The sequence below is a fragment of the Stenotrophomonas lacuserhaii genome, assembly GCF_014836545.1.
In the GTDB taxonomy this organism is placed as follows: Bacteria; Pseudomonadota; Gammaproteobacteria; order Xanthomonadales; family Xanthomonadaceae; genus Stenotrophomonas; species Stenotrophomonas lacuserhaii.
On the sequence record NZ_JACSQS010000006.1, the window covers coordinates 94940 to 111007 of the forward strand.

Genomic DNA, 16068 nt, shown 5'->3' on the forward strand with positions numbered 1-16068 from the left:
CCCCCCCCCCCCCCCCCCCCCCCCCCCCCCCCCCCCCCCCCCCCCCGACCCCCTGACAGGTTCCGGTGGCCGCCACCCGCGTAGAAAAAAGAGAAAAAGCGGTGGCACCGAAGGCAGCGGCAGGAGCCGCTGCCAACGTCGCTTGCGACGGCCCGTAGGGTGCCGGTCAGGACGAGCGGCATACCCATGGTCGGCGAGCGCAGCGGGCCGTTGGCGGGAGCATTCCGCCAACCATGGTTTGGCGCTACCGAAGGTCCGATGGCCACCATGGACCTGTCGAAGGTGGGGCGGGGTGGGTTGGTGGGAACGCTCATCCGCATGGATGCGGATGGCGAGCCTACAGGGACGTACTTGCGGCGATTCCCACGAACCCACCCCGCCCCCCCAACACACAGCCCCGCAGCTGTTGCCGTTGATGTTGACGGACAAAAAAAAACGACCCGCTTGCGCGGGCCGTTCGAACGAGTTCAGACGCGCTCAGCACTCAGTGCTGGTGGCCGCCATCGCCGTGCACGTGGCCGTGCTGGATCTCTTCTTCGCTGGCTTCGCGCACGTCGATGATCTCCACGTCGAAGTGCAGGTCCTTGCCCGCCATCGGGTGGTTCAGGTCAACGTCGACCACGCTCATCCCGACCTTCTGCACCGTCACCGCGCGCGGACCGAAGTTGGTCTGCAGCACGACCTGCGCACCCGGCACCAGCTTCTCCTTGCCGAAATGCTTCTTCGGCACGCGCTGGGTCAGGCCCTCGCGGCGCTCGCCGTAGGCATCGGCCGAGGCGACGTCCACGCCGAAGGTGGCACCGGCTTCCTTGTCTTCCATGGCCTTTTCCAGGCCCGGGATGATGTTGCCGTGGCCCACCAGGATCGCCAGCGGCTCACGGTCCTTGGAGGACTCGATCGGCTCCTGGCCGACCTCGGACACGGTGTAATGGAAACGGACGACGCGGTCTTTTTCGATCTTCATGCGCAACTCTGTCTGGTAACTGCCAAGGGCAGGCGGTGGGGGCGGGTTGCCGCCCGACGGGTACGCCGCCATCATGACGGCCTATCTGAGGTCGCGCATTATCCGGAGATCACGCACATGACGCCAGTTTCGACCGGACTGCGCCGTCGCGCCGCCGCCCTGATGCTGCTGATGGCGACCGCCGCCCTGGCCGCCTGCGGTGGCGGAAAGACCAGCCGTCCTGCCGCTCCGCCGCCCGCCACCCGGGTCTGGCCGAGCACCTCCCCGGCCAACCCGCAGCTCGCCAATGCCGTGCTGATGCGCGCCATCGGACTGGTCGGCACGCCTTACCTCTATGGCGGCAACACGCCGGAATCCGGCTTCGACTGCAGCGGCCTGGTCACCTATGTCTACCGCGAGATGGTCGACCTGAAGCTACCGCGGACCTCGCGCGAGCTGGCCGCCGTGCAGGGCCCGAAGATCGAACCCCAGCGTCTGGCGACCGGCGACCTGGTGTTCTTCGGCAGCCGAGGCAATGTCAGCCACGTCGGAATTTATGTAGGGGAAGGCCGCTTCGTGCATGCGCCAAGTTCTGGCGGAACCGTCAGGTTGGATTCCCTGGGCGGCCACTACTGGAAGGACCACTACACAGGAGCCAAACGCGTCCTGCACTAAGCTGAACAGGGGAAATGATCCAAAACGTGACGAACATCACACTCAAACAAACGAAACTTTAACGAAATTTGTACTTGTTCCACGCTTTGGCAGGGCATGATTGCCCATCGCTTCCAACCCTGTGACCGCCGAGTGACGACCGACGAACTGATACGTGAAGGCCAGCGCGCCGTGATTTCACCCCGCCTGACCCAGCGCATCAAGCGCGCCAGCCTGCTCTCCCTTGCCCTCGTGCTCACCAGCGCGCCGGCCTGGGCACAGAACGCACCGGCCACCCCGGCCACTGCCGAGGCCGCCGTCGCCGTTGTAAAAGCCAAGACCGAACCCGCACCGACGCGCAGCCGCGCCGATGCCGCCGCCAGCGCCACCCTGGCCGCCCTGCTGCCGCACCTTGCAGCCAATGACAGCATTCCCCTGATGGACCGCTCGGCGATGGTCGCCGGCGACCTCAGCCGCCTGCTCGCCAACTACGACACCAGCGCATCGGGTTCGATCGTGGTCGGTGGCGCCGAAGAGAACGGCAAGATCCAGTCGGTCCTGCGCCGCGCGATGACCCTGCTGGGCACGCCGTACCGCTGGGGCGGCAACACCCCGGACAGCGGCTTCGACTGCAGCGGCCTGGTCGGCTACGTGTTCCGTACCGCGCTGGGCGTGGAGCTGCCGCGCGTTTCCCGCGACATGGCCAGCGACCGCAACAACCAGCTGATCGCCGACCGCACCGCGCTGACCGAAGGCGATCTGGTGTTCTTCGGCCGCAAGGGTCGCGTGGACCACGTTGGCATCTATGTCGGCGAAGGCCGCTTCCTGCATGCGCCGAGCACCGGCAAGGACGTCCGCGTGGACACCCTGCTGACCGGCTACTGGGGCAACAAGTTCATGCAGGCGCGCCGGGTCGAGCTGTAAGCGCCGCCATACCGCACCGCATGTTGAAAGCCGCTGCCCTGCAGCGGCTTTTTTCATGGACGGCGCTTCGGCGCAATGGCCGCTGCCGGCTGCCGACCGCGTTTGCATGGGTATCCCCGGAATGGATCCGGTGGCGGTCGGACAGCCATGTCCTTCCGGGATGGCGGCGTGGGGGCGGCACGCACGTGTTCCTGAGTCATCAGCCGCCCCTCTACAAGGACAGGTGAGGCATGGCGGCGGTCTCGGAGATTCAGTCACGGTGTGTGATCTGGTTTGGCCATCCCCTGGTGGCCGAACGCGCTGCGCTGGCAGCCGCCGGCTGGCAGGTGCGCAGCGTGGATCCACTCAACGCCCAGGCCGTGGGCCTGCGTGCCCGCGACCAGCTGGTCGGCATGATCGACCTGCGCCAGATCCCCGCCGCTGCGCTCGGCGCGGTGCAGGAATGGATCCAGCAGCACGACCACCTGCCGCTGCTGGCAGTGCTGCCCGGCGGCTTCAGCTGCCCCCCGCCCAGCTGGCAGCCGTTGCTGGACGCCTGTCCGCATCATTACGTGATGCCACAGGACCTGGCCGGGCTGGTGGACCATCTGCAGCGCCACGACCAGGATACGACGACGGCAGCGGACAGCCCCGCGCAACGACTGATCGGTGACAGTCCGGCCCTGTTGGCCACCCGCGCATCGCTGTTCAAGTTCGCTCCGGTGGAACTGCCGGTGCTGGTCACCGGCGAAACCGGTACCGGCAAGGAGCTGGCCGCGCATGCGCTGCATGCGATGTCAGCGCGCGCCGCCCACCCTTTCATGGCGGTCAACTGTGGTGCCATCCCGGCCAACCTTGTGCAGTCCGAACTGTTCGGGCATGAGCGCGGCGCCTTCACCGGTGCCGCGCAACGACGGCTGGGCCTGTTCGAAAGCGCGAACGGCGGCACCGTCTTCCTGGATGAAGTAGGCGACCTGCCGCTGGATGCGCAGACCAGCCTGCTGCGCGTGCTGCAGGAAGGCACCATCGAACGCGTCGGCAGCAGCCAGCCACTGCGGGTGGACGTGCGCGTGCTGGCCGCTACCCACGTGGATCTGGAACAGGCGGTCGCGCAGGGGCGCTTCCGCCGCGATCTCTTCTATCGCCTCAACGTGCTGCGGCTGGCGATGCCGGCGCTGCGCGAACGCAGTGGCGACGTGCTGGTATTGGCCGAACATTTCCTGCGCCAGTTCCGTGCCCGCCATCCGGGTCGCGCACGCGGTTTCAGCAGCTGTGCACGCCAGGCGATGCAGCGCTTCGACTGGCCGGGAAACGTGCGCGAACTGCTCAACCGCGTGCAGCGCGCGGCGATCGTCGCCGATGGCGAGCTGATCGAACCGTCCGACCTGGACCTGGTGGCCACCCTGCCCGCCGCCGCACGCGCCCTGCTGCAGGATGCACGCGAGCAGGTGGAACGCGAGCTGCTGTTGCAGGCGCTGCGCGAGCACGAGTTCAACGTGTCCGCCTGCGCACGCCACATGCAGGTCTCGCGGGTCACCGTGTACCGCCTGTGCCGCAAACACCAGGTGGAACTGCCCGCACTGCGCTGACGCGTTGCAGGATCACAGCATGTACGGCACCTTGAACGCCAGGGTGAAGTCCGGAGCGTCCGGCGTCAGTCCAATGCCGAGCAGACTCACCAGCGTGGTCTTCTGGTTCAGCGCATAAGTGACGCCCAGGTTGAACGTCGCCGCGTTGGCATCACTGCCGATCACCTTCATCCACTGCCCGTTGCGATAACGGGTGGACGCACGTGCGCTCAGTTTGTCACTGAAGGAGATGCTCAGGCTGGTGCGCTCGTTGAACGCGAACGCCACGCCGGCGCCGAAGTAGTAGGAGCCGCCGAGCTTCACGTCACCGGGATTGACAGTGTCCGGATTGCCGTCGAGATCGTCGAAGCTGGCTTCGAAGGAATGGATGTAGCCCGCATTGGCGAACAGGATCGCCGGGTCGGCGGTCTTGACGATGGACAGGCCCACGTTGGCCTGCCACACCCCGTTGCCGGTGGGCTGCTCCTTGGGCACGGCGAAGCGGATGTAGTCATCGTCATCGCGCTCCAGCACGGTCCAGTCCACGCCATAGGGCTCGCGTCCGGTGGGCGCGGTCACGCCTGCGGTCAGCACCGTTTCCGGCTTCCAGCCACGTTCGCCGAACAGCCGGTAGTTGGCGCTCAGGCCGATGTCGCCGATGCCATTGCCACTGGTCTCCTCTTCGGCCACCGCCGCAGCGGATCCGCCCGCACCGCCCTTCTGGTAGACCGTCCTGCGTGCCACCCACGGCACGTCCATGTTGACGGTCAGGTTGGGGCTGACACCCCAGCGCGCGGCCAGGTTGTAGGTCAGCGAATCGGATTCGACGTTCTCGATGCCGATGTTGCCGAGGAAGATCGCATCCAGGGCGAGGAAGCCGTTGAGGGTCAGCTGCTTGCGGTCGTAGCGCGCGTAGGTCAGGCTGTTTTCGACGGTGAAACGCCGCGAGAACAGCGCCTGCTGTTGCTGCTTCACATCGTCCACGCTGCGCCGCGCCGCGTGCTTGGCCTGCTGCGCTTCCGCTGCGCTGCTGGCGTAGCCGCCTTCGGCCCCGGCGGTCGCCGTGGCGGGCGCGCGTGCCGGTTCGGGTGGCAAGGGGGGGCCCTGCTGCGCGACGCCGCCGGCCTTGCCGGACAGCCGCGCCTGCATCGCCTGCACCTGCATGTCCAGCTCGCGCAGGCGACGGACTTCCTGCGCGTAATTGGCCTTCAGCGTTTCCAGCTGGGCCATCAATGCCTGCACATCGGCCTGCTCGTTGCCGGCCGCCGTGGCCGGCTGGGCGTGCGCGTTGTCGGCGAACACGATCCAGGCCAGCGCCGCCAGCGCCAGCGGGGTGATGCGGTGATTGGTGTGCATGTCCTTCGTCCGTTGAGTGCCATCCCCCTTGCCGCGCCTCTGTTACTGGCCCGGCCCGATCCCGCGTGTCAGCGCCATCGCCTGGGCGATGTTCTGGGTCAACGGGGTATTGCTCGCCATGCTCTGCCTGACCAGTTCGATCTGCAGCCGGTTGCTGACCTGTTGTGCATTGCCGCCCAGGGCGATGGTCTGCCCGACGCTGCCGCTGCGGATCCATTGCTGCACCGCGCCCACGCCTTCCAGCTGCAGTTCCAGCCGGGCCTGGTTGTTGTCGAAGGACGCGGTGGCGCTGGCGCCGCCCTGCTGTGCGGTCGCGCTGCGCGCACCACTGTCGGCGACGGCGGGCACCTCGCCATCACGGATGGTCAGCGAGGTCACGTTGCGCGCACTGTTCTCATCGCCCGCGACCTGCACGCTCTGCACCAGGCCGGACACATTCGCCAACCCGCTGCTGTCCACGCTGGCAATGGCCGCGCTGGCGGTGTCGGCGGACGCCTGCGGCAGCGGCGCATCGGCCGCGGTGACGCTGACGGTCGGGGTGAAACTGACCTTCGGCGTACCGCCCTGGCGGAAGTCCATGCCGAGCTTCAGCGCGCCTTCCATCGCTGCGCCGCTGGATGCCTGCCACTGCGATGCCATGGTCACGCCGAACCAGGCGACGTTGTTACCGCCTACCGTGTAACGCCCACGCATCAGGTTGAGTTCGGGATCGGGGATTTCGGTCAGTCCCTTGCCGCTGCGCTTCTCCTGCGCGTGCAGCGCAGTCGGCAACAGGGCGGCGAGGACACTGGCAATGACGATCAGGCGCATGTTCATGGTGGAGCTCCTTCAGAACAGGTCGGCGTGGCTGAAGCCGAAGTCGACCAGTTCGGCATCGGTGATGGGGCCCTGCCGCGCATACAGCGCGCGTGCACTGGGCCGTTCGCTGGGTTGCAGCAGCACGGTGTTGCGATCGAAATCACTGCCGATCACGATGAAGACCGCGCGTGACGGCCAGGCCTCCAGGAATTCCGCCAGCGGCACGCTGCGGTTGCCGAGGATCGGATCGGCCACTTCCACGAAGTCGCCGCGGACTTGCTTCATGACCACGAAATGGCGGAAACCACGCACGTCCATCAGCACCAGGCCAGGAACGCGCAGGTTGCGCAGGCGGGCTTCGTCAACGCGGTAACCACGTCCACGCATGCCCATCGATTCAACGTAACGCTTGATGTCCAGCAACGAAAAACCACGGTCGCGTACCAGGGTCTGGTCGGACACGTTCATCATCCCCTCGATCACCGTGGCCTCGTCGGCATCCAGGTGATAGGCGTATTTGAGGATGGTGGCCAGCGCGGCGGCGCCGCAGCTGTAATCGGTGTGCTGGCGGACCAGGTGGCGGAAGCGCCGTTCCTGCATGCTCTCCACGCGTTGCTGCAGCAGCCCGCCGTTGGGCAGGACGCCACTGAAGGCCACGTCGCCGGCACGTACCGGCGCGGCGCCAGCCATCAGCATCAGGCAAGGCAACAACACAATGGACCCGGATACACGCATTGCAACGGCTCCTTCCAAGGTAGGAGCCCCTGCCCCAAAGGGGGGATGGGACAGGGGCTCCCGGGGAGCCCGGTCATTGGCGGATGACCGGGTTTGTTGCGCTCAACGCAGCAAGCCTGCGAAAGCGGTCACGCCAGGTGTTACTCGCCGCCGCCACCACCCGGGGTGCCGCCGCCGGTCGACGGCTGCGCCACGGCCAGGGCCAGGCTGTTGGCCTGCAGGTTGCCGGTGCCGGAGGCCACGTTCACCCCGATGTTGCCCGACGCATTGGAGAACGCACTGCCGGACAGGCCCGCGGTGTTGGTCGCATTGACCGCCACCCAGCGCGAGGTGCGCACGGTGCCACTCAGGCTGGCATAGAGGTCGGCCACGCCCAGTTCGACGAACTGGCTGGTGCCTTCCTCGTCGGTGTCGAAGGCGATGCCGCCCACGCCGTCACGGTACGGGTTGTCGGTGGCGTTCTGGATCTCGTTGTCCAGGTCGATGTGGCCGGTGCTGTCACCGCTGGTGTGCGGCAGCGCGCCATCCCAACTGTCGAGGTAGTAGTTGTCCTGCTGGTAGGCGTTGCCGGTACCTTCATAGGTACCTGCACCGAAGGCCAGCGTGGCACCTGCCACACGACCGCGCAGGCTGACTTCAGTGGTGTCACTGAAGCGCTGCACGTAACCGGCGTTGGACACCGAGTTGCCACTGGATACCTGGTTGGACGAGATGCTCGACTGCGCCATCGCGGCGGTGGCGACCGAGGCGGCCAGCGCGTTCTTCTGCGCGTTGTTGTTGCCCGAAGCCACGTTCACCCCGATATTGCCCGACGCGCCGGAGAACGCGTTGCCACCCAGGCCGGCGGCGTTGGTGACGCCTTCGTTGAGGGTGGTGTTGCCGCCCACCGCCTGGTGGACGAACACTTCCGCATCGGCCATGCCGAAGCTGAAGGAGGCATCGGCCGCAGACAGCGAAGCGGCGTTGTCCTGTGCGTTGTTGTCACCGGCGGCGACGTTGAAGCCCAGGTTGCCCGATGCACCGGACGCCACGTCATCGGAGATCGACGCGGTGTTGTCCAGCATCTCGTTGGAGGCTTCATTGGCGCTGATCGACTGACGGTTGTCGATGACCGCGATGGCGGCGGAGTCGAGATCGATGTCGCCGGTGATTTCCGGATCACCCGAGAAATTGATGTCCGAGCTCAGGCGCAGGTCCTTCTCCAGGTTGACATCCACGCCGTGGTTGTTCTTTTCCTTGCGCTCGTCGGCCGAGATGTTGCTGGTCTCGTTCACCGATACGTCGCGGGTGTGGTCGACGTCGGAGTAGTCGACGTTGGAACGGCTGGTGTTGGTCGTGGTGCTGGAGTACCGCACGTTCGAGGTGGTGTTGGCGGTGTTGTCGGTGGTGCTGGTGTTGTTGGTGGTATTGGTGTTGCGGGTGGTGTTGCGCACCACGTTGCGGGTGTCGTTCACCGTGTCCGTATCGGTGTCGGTATTGCTGGTCACGTTGTTGCGGGTGACATTGCGGGTGTCGTTCAACGTCCAGTTTTCATTGACGTTGTGGTTGTGGTTGATGGTGGCGCTTGCGTTCTGGTCGTCCGCCGCGTGTGCGGTGGCGACCACGCCAGCGATGGCCATGGCGAGTACAGTCCCTTTAACGATCGCTTTCATGGTGCCTTCTCTCTCATCAGTGGTGTAACGGGTGGGTACCACTCACGGGTTGCCGTGCACGGACATACCGAGGATGTTGGCCGTGTCATTTCCTGCGCCCGCGATTTGATTGAGTTGCAGGACACCGTCGAACCCCTGCATCGCCGACGCTGCCACGCCGACGCTGCGGGTGCCCGCGGCCAGGCCGTTGCCGGCCCTGCCCTGCCCCCCTGCTGACGCGGTCACGCTCGATTCGGCCAGGGCCTCATCGTCGGACTCGCGTATTCCTTCCCGCGCCAGCGTCGCGCGCACCACGTTCATGCTCGTGTTGGCGATGCCGCTGGTCTGGTTGATCGTTGCGATGCCATTGGCGTCCTGCAGGGCCTGGCCATCGAGGTGCGCGCTGGCGTGCAGCGGTCCGTCCAGCAGCACGCTGTTGCGCGATGAAGTGCTGCGCGCATCGATATCGACCCGGGCCTGGTTGCCTTGGGCCATGCCCACCAGGTTGGCCTGGGTGTTGATGTCACCGGCCACCTGGTTGACCGCGATGGCACCGCTGGCGCCGGCCAGCGCGCGGCCGTCGATGCGCGACTGGTTGAGGTAGCCGAGCATGCCGGCGTACTCGTCGGCCTGGGCCAGCGCCGGCAGCAGCATGGCGACGAGCAGCAGCGCACGCGCCTTCACTTGCCACCTGCCGGGGCGCCCATCGGGAACTGCGCCAGGGCGCCGCGTACCGTATCGCCGATGCCGCGCGTGGTGTTGCCGACCGCGCCCAGTGGGCCGCTCATCGCCCCGCTGATCTGGTTGCCGGAAATGATGCCGCCGTTGGAGTTGCCGAGCCGTCCGACCGCCCCGCCCAGTGCGGTACTGGTGACCCGTTCGACGGTCGTGGTGCCTGCATGCGGGGTGTGGACCGCCTGGCCCGCGCCGAGTCCAGCGAAGTCATCGTCGCTGAGTTCGGCCATGCCATTGGAAGTACCCAGGGCGGCGCCCACTTCGCGCTGCGGCGACGGATCGGCGATCAGCGCCACGCCGGGAGGGGCAGGCCGGTAGGCGGTGCGGGTATGCACATCGCGCAGGAGCACGATCTCGCCGGGCTTCTGGACGACACCCTGGCGGGCACCGGAGGCATGCACCAGCACCGGGCATGCGGCCAGCGCGGCCACGCTGGCTACCAAAAACATCCTGCGCTTCGTGCTGCTGTCCATGCCGCTCTCCCGTTACGTATGGGGAGGGAGGACGCAGCTTTCGTGCCAAGTGCGCAGGGCCCTGAAACAAAGGGATACCGGCTGGAAACAGGGGCCCAGCTGGATGCCGACCTTTACACATCGGTCGAGCGCAGCATGCGCCTGAATCCGCAGGGAGGCCCGCTGCGCCTGCCCGGCGCCGGGGTGTAACAGACCTGTTACAGGTCATGACACAACCGCGTACGCCCCCGCTTCAGGTCGGCCATGCCTCGGTAGTGGCGGCCGCCGGCCGTCAACCCGTGTGTCGGGTGGGTGCTTTGGGTGGGTGACGACCGTTGGTCGTCACGCTCTTGCGCTGGAGCAGTGACGACCAACGGTCGTCACCCACCGGCTCGGATCGCATCCCCCATCCGATCGCCCGGACATTGACGGCCAGCGGCCGTCACTACCTATGCGCGGCCCTCACGCCCGCGGCGCGGGGTCCGGGTCATCGATACCCACATTGGTCGATGGGTTGTCGTACACGCTCTGGTCCAGCAGCCCGGTCTCCTTGGCCACCAGCACCGGCACCAGCATCTGGCCGGTGACGTTGGTCATCGTGCGCATCATGTCCAGGATGCGATCGATCGCATACAGATAGCCGATGGTCTCCAGCGGCAGTCCGGCCGCGCTCAGCACCACCGTGGCCATCACCACCGCCGTGCCCGGCACGCCGGCGGTGCCGAAGCTGCCCAGCACCGAAGCGATCAGCACGATCAGGTACTGCTCCGGCGACATCGGCACGCCGCTGTACTGCGAAATGAACACCGCGCACAGCGCCGGGTAGATCGCCCCGCAGCCATCCATTTTGATGCTGGCCCCCAGCGGCACCGCGAACGAACCGTAGTCTTTGTTGACGCCCAGGTTGTGGGTGATCGAACGCAGCGCCACCGGCATCGCCGCGAAGCTGGACGAGCTGACGAAGGCCACCTGCATGCCCGGCGCGGCACCGCGGAAGAACTTCAGCGGATTCAAGCCATGCGACAACAGCAGCGCGCTGTACACCACCACGATGTGCAGCGCGCAGGCGATGTACAGGGCCAGCACGAAGTTGCCCAGCGGCAGCAGCTTCTCGAATCCGTAACTGCCGACCAGCCCGGCGATCAGGCCGAAGGTCCCGATCGGAGTGACTTCCAGCACGAAGCGGGTCACCTGGATCATGATCTCGCTCATCTGCCCGACCAGCTGGCGGGCCTGGCCGACCTTCTCGCCCAGCTTGACGATGGCAAAGCCGACCAGCCCGGCGAAGAAGATCACCGGCAGGATCGAACCGCGACCCGCGGCCAACACGGTTTCGCCGGCCGCATTGACCCGCGTACCGATGCCACTCAGCGCGTAGAACACGTTGGACGGCACCACGTCCAGCAGCACCTGCACCACGCTGGGCACTTCGCGCGGCACGTAGTTGTGGGCCATCGCCAGCTGCAGGCCACCGGTGCCGGGCTGCATCACCGTGCCCACCAGCAGGCCGATGCCCACCGCCAGCGCGGCGGTGATGACGAACCACAGGAAGGTGCGGCCACTGAGCGCGGCGACCGATTTCTGCCCGTGCAGCGAAGAGATCGCATTGATGACCGCGAAGAACACCAGCGGCACCGCGATCATCTTGATCAGGGTCACGTACAGCTCGCCCAGCGGGCCGAACCAGGTTTCAGCCGCCGGCCCCATCAGCCAGCCGGCCAGGGCGCCAAGGACGAAGCCTGCGACCACGCGTTGCCAGAACGGGATGCGCAGCCAGGCAGAGACCAGCTTCATGGAAATTCCAGGGGGAGAGAACAATGCTCGCACCTTAGCCCAAGCGGGCCCTGCGTACGACCAGCCTGCGGACAAATCAGCGTGTCATCGGCATGCCTTGTCCACCCGGTCATAATGAACACCTGTTTCGTTTCGTGAGGACGCGCTATCCATGATCCGTACCACCTCCCTGCTCGCCGCCACCGCCGCCACCCTGCTGCTGGGCGCCTGTTCCAGCACTCCGCAGGCATCCAGCCCGGGCGGCCTGTCGATCACGGTACCCACCGTGGCCCACCCGGATGGCGAGACCCCGCAGTGGTGGTACCGCAGTGGCGCGGCCCAGGCGGCCGGCAATGGCGCCATGAACGGCAAAGCCAGGAACGTCATCCTGTTTCTTGGCGATGGCATGAGCCTGACCACCGTGGCCGCCGCGCGCATCTTCGAAGGCCAGCGCAAGGGCGCATCCGGTGAGGAGAACCTGTTGTCCTGGGAGCACTTCCCGGCCACGGCATTCAGCAAGACCTACAACGTCGATTCGCAGACCCCGGATTCGGCCGGCACCATGACTGCCATCACCACCGGCGTGAAGACCCACATGGGCGCCATCGGGGTCAGCGCCGGCAAGCGTCCGGACTGCGCCGACAGCCTGCAGAAGGGCCTGCTGAGCTGGCTGCAGTTGGCCGACAGCGCCGGCATGGCGACCGGCATCGTCACCACCGCACGACTGACCCACGCCACCCCGGCGGCTACGTACGCGCATTCGCCGGAACGCAACTGGGAAAACGATACCGACCTGACCGAAGAGGCCAAGGCCGCCGGCTGCAAGGACATCGCCCAGCAGCTGCTGACCACCTCGCGCTTCGGCCGCGGCCCGCAGGTGATCCTGGGCGGCGGGCGCGGCGAGTTCACCACGGTGGAAGAGCGCGATCCCGAGTACGACGACAAGGTCGGCCAGCGCCTGGATGGGCGCAGCCTGGTCAGCGAATGGCAGCAGGCCAACCCGCAGGGGGCCTACGTCTGGAATGCCGACCAGCTGAAGGCAGCGGCCAACGCGCCGGCGATCTTCGGCCTGTTCGAACCGGACCACATGCAGTACGAATACGAACGTGCCAACGACGCCGGCGGTGAGCCGAGCCTGGCCGAACTGACCCGCACCGCCATCGCCAACCTGTCCCGGGAAAAGCAGGGCTACGTGCTGATGATCGAAGGGGCGCGCATCGACCACGCCAACCACAGCGGCAATGCCTACCGTGCCCTGACCGATACCGTGGCGATGTCCGATGCGGTGCGCGTGGCCACCGAAATGACCCGCGACGAGGACACCCTGATCATCGTCACCGCCGACCACTCCCACACCCTCAACTTCGTCGGCTACCCGGCACGCGGCAACCCGATCCTGGGCAAGGTGAAGGACAGGGGCGGCGAAGACGGCCTGGGCACCATGGACCTGGCCCGCGACGGTGGCGGCCAGCCGTATACCACGCTGAGCTACGCCAACGGCCCCGGCTTCACCGGCGCCACCAACCAGCAGCCGGCCGGTGCCAAGCGCTACCCGCACAACCCGTCCAGCTTCGACCCGGCCACCGGCCGCCCGGACCTGACCGCGGTGGATACCGAGCACCCGGATTACATGCAGGAAGCGCTGGTGCCGGGCAAGAGTGAATCGCACGGTGGCGAAGACGTGGGCATCTGGGCGCGCGGTCCGGGCAGCAACGCGATCCGCGGCACGCTGGAACAGAACGCGATCTACCACATGATCGTGCAGGCGACCCCGCGCCTGCGCGAGCGCCTGTGCCAGGCCGGCACCTGTGACGCCAACGGCGTTCCGGTGGAACTGCCGGCGCCGGCCAGGTTCGAGCGCAACGCGCCCGCCCCGTAAGCGCAGCGGGACTGGAGCAATACGAAGGCGGCGACCATACTGGTCGCCGCCTTTTTTCGTGCTGCCCATGCCCTTGTTCCCTGCCCTCGCCGCTGTTGATACCCCCCTGCTGGTCGGCTACAGCGGTGGGCTGGATTCGACCGTGCTGCTGCACTGGCTGCAGCGGTCGGCTGCAGCAGCGGGCGTGGGCGTGCGCGCCGTGCATGTGCACCACGGGCTGCAGGCCGCGGCCGATGACTGGGCGCTGCACTGCCAGCAACAATGCGACGCACTGGGCGTGCCGCTGCATATCCACCGCGTCAAGGTGGATCTGCGCGCCGGCACGGGAATGGAGGCCGCCGCAAGGCAGGCGCGGCGTGCCGCCTTCGCCGCCGAACTGCGCGACGGCGAGACGCTGGCCCTGGCCCAGCACCAGGATGACCAGGCCGAAACCTTCCTGCTGCGCGCCCTGCGTAGTTCCGGTGTGGATGGGCTGGCGGCGATGGCGGCCGATTCAGTACTCGGCACACATCGGCTGTGGCGGCCGCTGCTGGAGGTTCCGCGCAGCGCGCTGCTGGCCTACGCACGGCAGCACGCACTACCGTGGATCGAGGACCCCAGCAACGCCGACGACGGCCCGGACCGCAATTTCCTGCGCCTGCACGTGCTGCCGCTGCTGCGCCAGCGCTGGCCGCATGCCGGCCAGGCGTTGGCCGCCAGTGCCGCGCTGTGTGGCCAGACGCGGCGGATGCTGGACGAAGAAGACGAGGAGCTGCTGCAGCATCTGCAGGTGGCATCGCGCGTGCTGTCGGTGGAGCTGCTGCGGCAGGTATCACCGCAACGCCGTGCCCGGGTGCTGCGGCGCTGGGTGCTGGCCCACGGCGTGCCCGCGCTGCCGTCCCGGGTGGTATCCCAGCTGGAGCACGAACTGCTGCCTGCCGCGCCGGATCGTGATGCGCAGGTGCGCTGGCAGCAGCACAGCATCCGCCTGTGGCGCGGTCACTGGTACCTGCTGCCGGCCGAGTTGCCACAGCTGCCGGCCGGCTGGCAGGCCACGTGGGATGGCCGCGCACCGCTGGCGCTGCCCGATGGCGGCCAACTCCGGTTGCAGGGCGCGGCGGCATTCGAGACCCCGATGCAGGTAACGGGCCGGCAAGGCGGTGAACGCATCCAGCTGCCCGGTCGCCACCACCAGCACGCACTGAAGGACTGCCTGCAGCGTGAACACCTGGCCCCGTGGCGACGCCGCCAGCTGCCGCTGCTGTTCGCCGATGGCCAGCTGCAGGCCGCTGCCGACGTGGTGCTGTCCGCGCCGCTGCAGGCCTGGCTGCAGCAGCACGATGCCCAGCTGCACTGGCGTCCGGGCGGTTGGTGAATTGACCCCTGCGCGCGGGCCGTCCACACTTGTCGCATGGCTAAGAAAACCCCCGAAAACGCCTCCCCGGTAGCCCAGTTCGAGCAGTCGCTCGAGTCGCTGGAGCAGCTCGTAGAGCAGATGGAAACCGGAGAGCTCAGCCTGGAAGCTTCGCTCAGCGCCTACGAACGCGGCGTCGGCCTGTACCGCCAGTGCCAGCAGGCGCTGGAACAGGCCGAACTGCGCGTGCGCCTGCTCACCGATCCGGCCCAACCGGAAAACGCAGAGCCCTTCGATCCGCCGTCCAATGACGGTTGAAGCGAGCTTCGCGCGCCTGCGCGATCGCATCGAAAGCCAGCTCGACGCTGCCCTGCCCTCGCCCGCCGACGCCCCGCGCCGATTGCACCAGGCCATGCGCCATTCGGTGCTGGGCGGCGGCAAGCGCATGCGTCCGCTGCTGGTCCATGCGGCCGGTGAAGTGTTCGGCACCGACCCGCACCGGCTGGACGCCCCGGCGATGGCGGTGGAACTGATCCACGCCTATTCGCTGGTGCACGACGACCTGCCGGCGATGGACGACGACGCCCTGCGCCGCGGCAAGCCGACCACCCACATCGCCTTCGACGAAGCCACCGCGATTCTCGCCGGCGATGCCCTGCAGACCCGCGCCTTCAGCCTGCTGGCCGAAGCGGCGCTGCCGGCGGAACTGCGCGTGGCCTGCCTGCAGTCGCTGGCCCACGCCGCCGGCGCGGCCGGCATGTGCGGCGGTCAGGCGCTGGATATCGATGCCACCGGCCAGCTGCAGTCACTGGAGGCCTTGACCCGCATGCATGCGCTGAAGACCGGTGCGCTGATCCGCGCCGCGGTGCGCATGGGCGCGTTGTGCGGCCACGCCCCGGAGGCGGATCTCGCCCGCCTGGATCGCTTCGCCGATGCGCTGGGCCTGGCCTTCCAGGTACGCGATGACATCCTCGACGTGGAAGCCAGCTCCGAACAGCTCGGCAAGACCGCCGGCAAGGACGTGGCGCAGGACAAATCCACCTTCCCGGCCCTGCTGGGCATGGATGGCGCCAAGGCCAAGCTGGCCGAACTGAGCGCGGTGATGCACGAGGCCCTGGCCGCCTACGGCGAAGAAGCCAACGCCCTGCGCGCCCTCGGCCGCCTGGCCATAGAACGCGACCACTGACGACCGCCCTGCTGGGTGACGCCCCCCCCTGGTGGGTGACGACCGTTGGGCGTCACGCTCCTGTCGGTTGGTGGGTGACGACCGTTGGTCGTCACGCTGCCTGCCGCTGCGCTCGCCGAGCA

General features: G+C 67.3%; 15 protein-coding genes. 7 read left to right on the forward strand and 8 right to left on the reverse strand.

Going from position 1 to position 16068, the window contains the following annotated elements; translation table 11 throughout:
• Window positions 1–484: 484 nt before the first annotated feature.
• Complete coding sequence (locus H9654_RS08025) at window positions 485–964, reverse strand: FKBP-type peptidyl-prolyl cis-trans isomerase (protein ID WP_057687559.1); 480 nt, start codon at window positions 962–964, stop codon at window positions 485–487.
• A 117-nt stretch (window positions 965–1081) separates the two neighbouring features.
• Here H9654_RS08025 and H9654_RS08030 point away from each other — a divergent pair, with 117 nt between their 5' ends.
• The 3 genes from H9654_RS08030 (at window position 1082) to H9654_RS08040 (ending at window position 4089) form a co-directional block, all read left to right on the forward strand.
• Window positions 1082–1618 (forward strand): C40 family peptidase, encoded by a 537-nt coding sequence (locus H9654_RS08030; protein WP_191770349.1) that lies wholly within the window; start codon window positions 1082–1084, stop codon window positions 1616–1618.
• Between the two features lie 132 nt (window positions 1619–1750).
• Window positions 1751–2521 carry a C40 family peptidase gene (locus H9654_RS08035; protein WP_318241122.1) on the forward strand — a complete coding sequence of 257 codons (771 nt, stop codon included), beginning with the start codon at window positions 1751–1753 and terminating at the stop codon, window positions 2519–2521.
• 230 nt (window positions 2522–2751) lie between these two features.
• Window positions 2752–4089 (forward strand): sigma-54 interaction domain-containing protein, encoded by a 1338-nt coding sequence (locus H9654_RS08040; RefSeq protein WP_191770351.1) that lies wholly within the window; start codon window positions 2752–2754, stop codon window positions 4087–4089.
• A gap of 12 nt (window positions 4090–4101) precedes the next feature.
• Here H9654_RS08040 and H9654_RS08045 read toward each other — a convergent pair whose 3' ends face one another.
• The 7 genes from H9654_RS08045 to H9654_RS08075 all read right to left on the reverse strand — a co-directional run bounded on the left by H9654_RS08045 (window position 4102) and on the right by H9654_RS08075 (window position 11569).
• Entirely contained in the window at window positions 4102–5424 is a 1323-nt protein-coding gene (locus tag H9654_RS08045) for a transporter family protein (protein WP_191770353.1), read from the reverse strand.
• A gap of 42 nt (window positions 5425–5466) precedes the next feature.
• The gene (locus tag H9654_RS08050; protein ID WP_191770355.1) at window positions 5467–6240 is read right to left on the reverse strand and encodes a hypothetical protein; all 774 of its coding nucleotides are present in this window, start codon (window positions 6238–6240) and stop codon (window positions 5467–5469) included.
• Window positions 6241–6252: 12 nt separating this feature from the next.
• Entirely contained in the window at window positions 6253–6957 is a 705-nt protein-coding gene (locus H9654_RS08055) for a C39 family peptidase (RefSeq protein ID WP_191770357.1), read from the reverse strand.
• A 140-nt stretch (window positions 6958–7097) separates the two neighbouring features.
• On the reverse strand, window positions 7098–8609 hold the full coding sequence (locus tag H9654_RS08060) for an adhesin (protein ID WP_191770359.1): 1512 nt from the start codon (window positions 8607–8609) through the stop codon (window positions 7098–7100).
• Between the two features lie 42 nt (window positions 8610–8651).
• The gene (locus H9654_RS08065) at window positions 8652–9272 is read right to left on the reverse strand and encodes a hypothetical protein (RefSeq protein ID WP_406833463.1); all 621 of its coding nucleotides are present in this window, start codon (window positions 9270–9272) and stop codon (window positions 8652–8654) included.
• The gene (locus H9654_RS08070; RefSeq protein ID WP_191770361.1) at window positions 9269–9796 is read right to left on the reverse strand and encodes a hypothetical protein; all 528 of its coding nucleotides are present in this window, start codon (window positions 9794–9796) and stop codon (window positions 9269–9271) included. The genes H9654_RS08065 and H9654_RS08070 overlap by 4 nt, the downstream gene beginning before the upstream one ends.
• Before the next feature lie 441 nt (window positions 9797–10237).
• Window positions 10238–11569, reverse strand: a complete 1332-nt coding sequence (locus tag H9654_RS08075; protein WP_101098314.1) for a dicarboxylate/amino acid:cation symporter — start codon at window positions 11567–11569, stop codon at window positions 10238–10240.
• 151 nt (window positions 11570–11720) lie between these two features.
• Here H9654_RS08075 and H9654_RS08080 point away from each other — a divergent pair, with 151 nt between their 5' ends.
• From H9654_RS08080 to H9654_RS08095, 4 genes are all read left to right on the forward strand, one after another.
• Window positions 11721–13427: an alkaline phosphatase gene (locus tag H9654_RS08080; RefSeq protein ID WP_191770363.1), complete on the forward strand. Its 1707-nt coding sequence runs from the start codon at window positions 11721–11723 to the stop codon at window positions 13425–13427.
• A gap of 67 nt (window positions 13428–13494) precedes the next feature.
• Entirely contained in the window at window positions 13495–14781 is a 1287-nt protein-coding gene (tilS, locus tag H9654_RS08085) for a tRNA lysidine(34) synthetase TilS (RefSeq protein WP_191770364.1), read from the forward strand.
• Between the two features lie 36 nt (window positions 14782–14817).
• On the forward strand, window positions 14818–15078 hold the full coding sequence (locus H9654_RS08090; protein ID WP_191770366.1) for an exodeoxyribonuclease VII small subunit: 261 nt from the start codon (window positions 14818–14820) through the stop codon (window positions 15076–15078).
• Window positions 15068–15946, forward strand: a complete 879-nt coding sequence (locus H9654_RS08095) for a polyprenyl synthetase family protein (protein WP_191770368.1) — start codon at window positions 15068–15070, stop codon at window positions 15944–15946. Before H9654_RS08090 ends, H9654_RS08095 begins: the two co-directional genes overlap by 11 nt.
• The last annotated feature ends 122 nt before the right edge of the window (window positions 15947–16068 follow it).

Bases quoted from the DNA above. Each gene is read 5' to 3' on its own strand.
- H9654_RS08025 (WP_057687559.1), bottom strand. From the start codon at position 964: ATGAAGATCGAAAAAGACCGCGTCGTCCGTTTCCATTACACCGTGTCC.
- H9654_RS08030 (WP_191770349.1), top strand. From the start codon at position 1,082: ATGACGCCAGTTTCGACCGGACTGCGCCGTCGCGCCGCCGCCCTGATG.
- H9654_RS08040 (WP_191770351.1), top strand. From the start codon at position 2,752: ATGGCGGCGGTCTCGGAGATTCAGTCACGGTGTGTGATCTGGTTTGGC.
- H9654_RS08045 (WP_191770353.1), bottom strand. From the start codon at position 5,424: ATGCACACCAATCACCGCATCACCCCGCTGGCGCTGGCGGCGCTGGCC.
- H9654_RS08050 (WP_191770355.1), bottom strand. From the start codon at position 6,240: ATGAACATGCGCCTGATCGTCATTGCCAGTGTCCTCGCCGCCCTGTTG.
- H9654_RS08055 (WP_191770357.1), bottom strand. From the start codon at position 6,957: ATGCGTGTATCCGGGTCCATTGTGTTGTTGCCTTGCCTGATGCTGATG.
- H9654_RS08060 (WP_191770359.1), bottom strand. From the start codon at position 8,609: ATGAAAGCGATCGTTAAAGGGACTGTACTCGCCATGGCCATCGCTGGC.
- H9654_RS08070 (WP_191770361.1), bottom strand. From the start codon at position 9,796: ATGGACAGCAGCACGAAGCGCAGGATGTTTTTGGTAGCCAGCGTGGCC.
- H9654_RS08075 (WP_101098314.1), bottom strand. From the start codon at position 11,569: ATGAAGCTGGTCTCTGCCTGGCTGCGCATCCCGTTCTGGCAACGCGTG.
- H9654_RS08080 (WP_191770363.1), top strand. From the start codon at position 11,721: ATGATCCGTACCACCTCCCTGCTCGCCGCCACCGCCGCCACCCTGCTG.
- tilS (WP_191770364.1), top strand. From the start codon at position 13,495: ATGCCCTTGTTCCCTGCCCTCGCCGCTGTTGATACCCCCCTGCTGGTC.
- H9654_RS08090 (WP_191770366.1), top strand. From the start codon at position 14,818: ATGGCTAAGAAAACCCCCGAAAACGCCTCCCCGGTAGCCCAGTTCGAG.
- H9654_RS08095 (WP_191770368.1), top strand. From the start codon at position 15,068: ATGACGGTTGAAGCGAGCTTCGCGCGCCTGCGCGATCGCATCGAAAGC.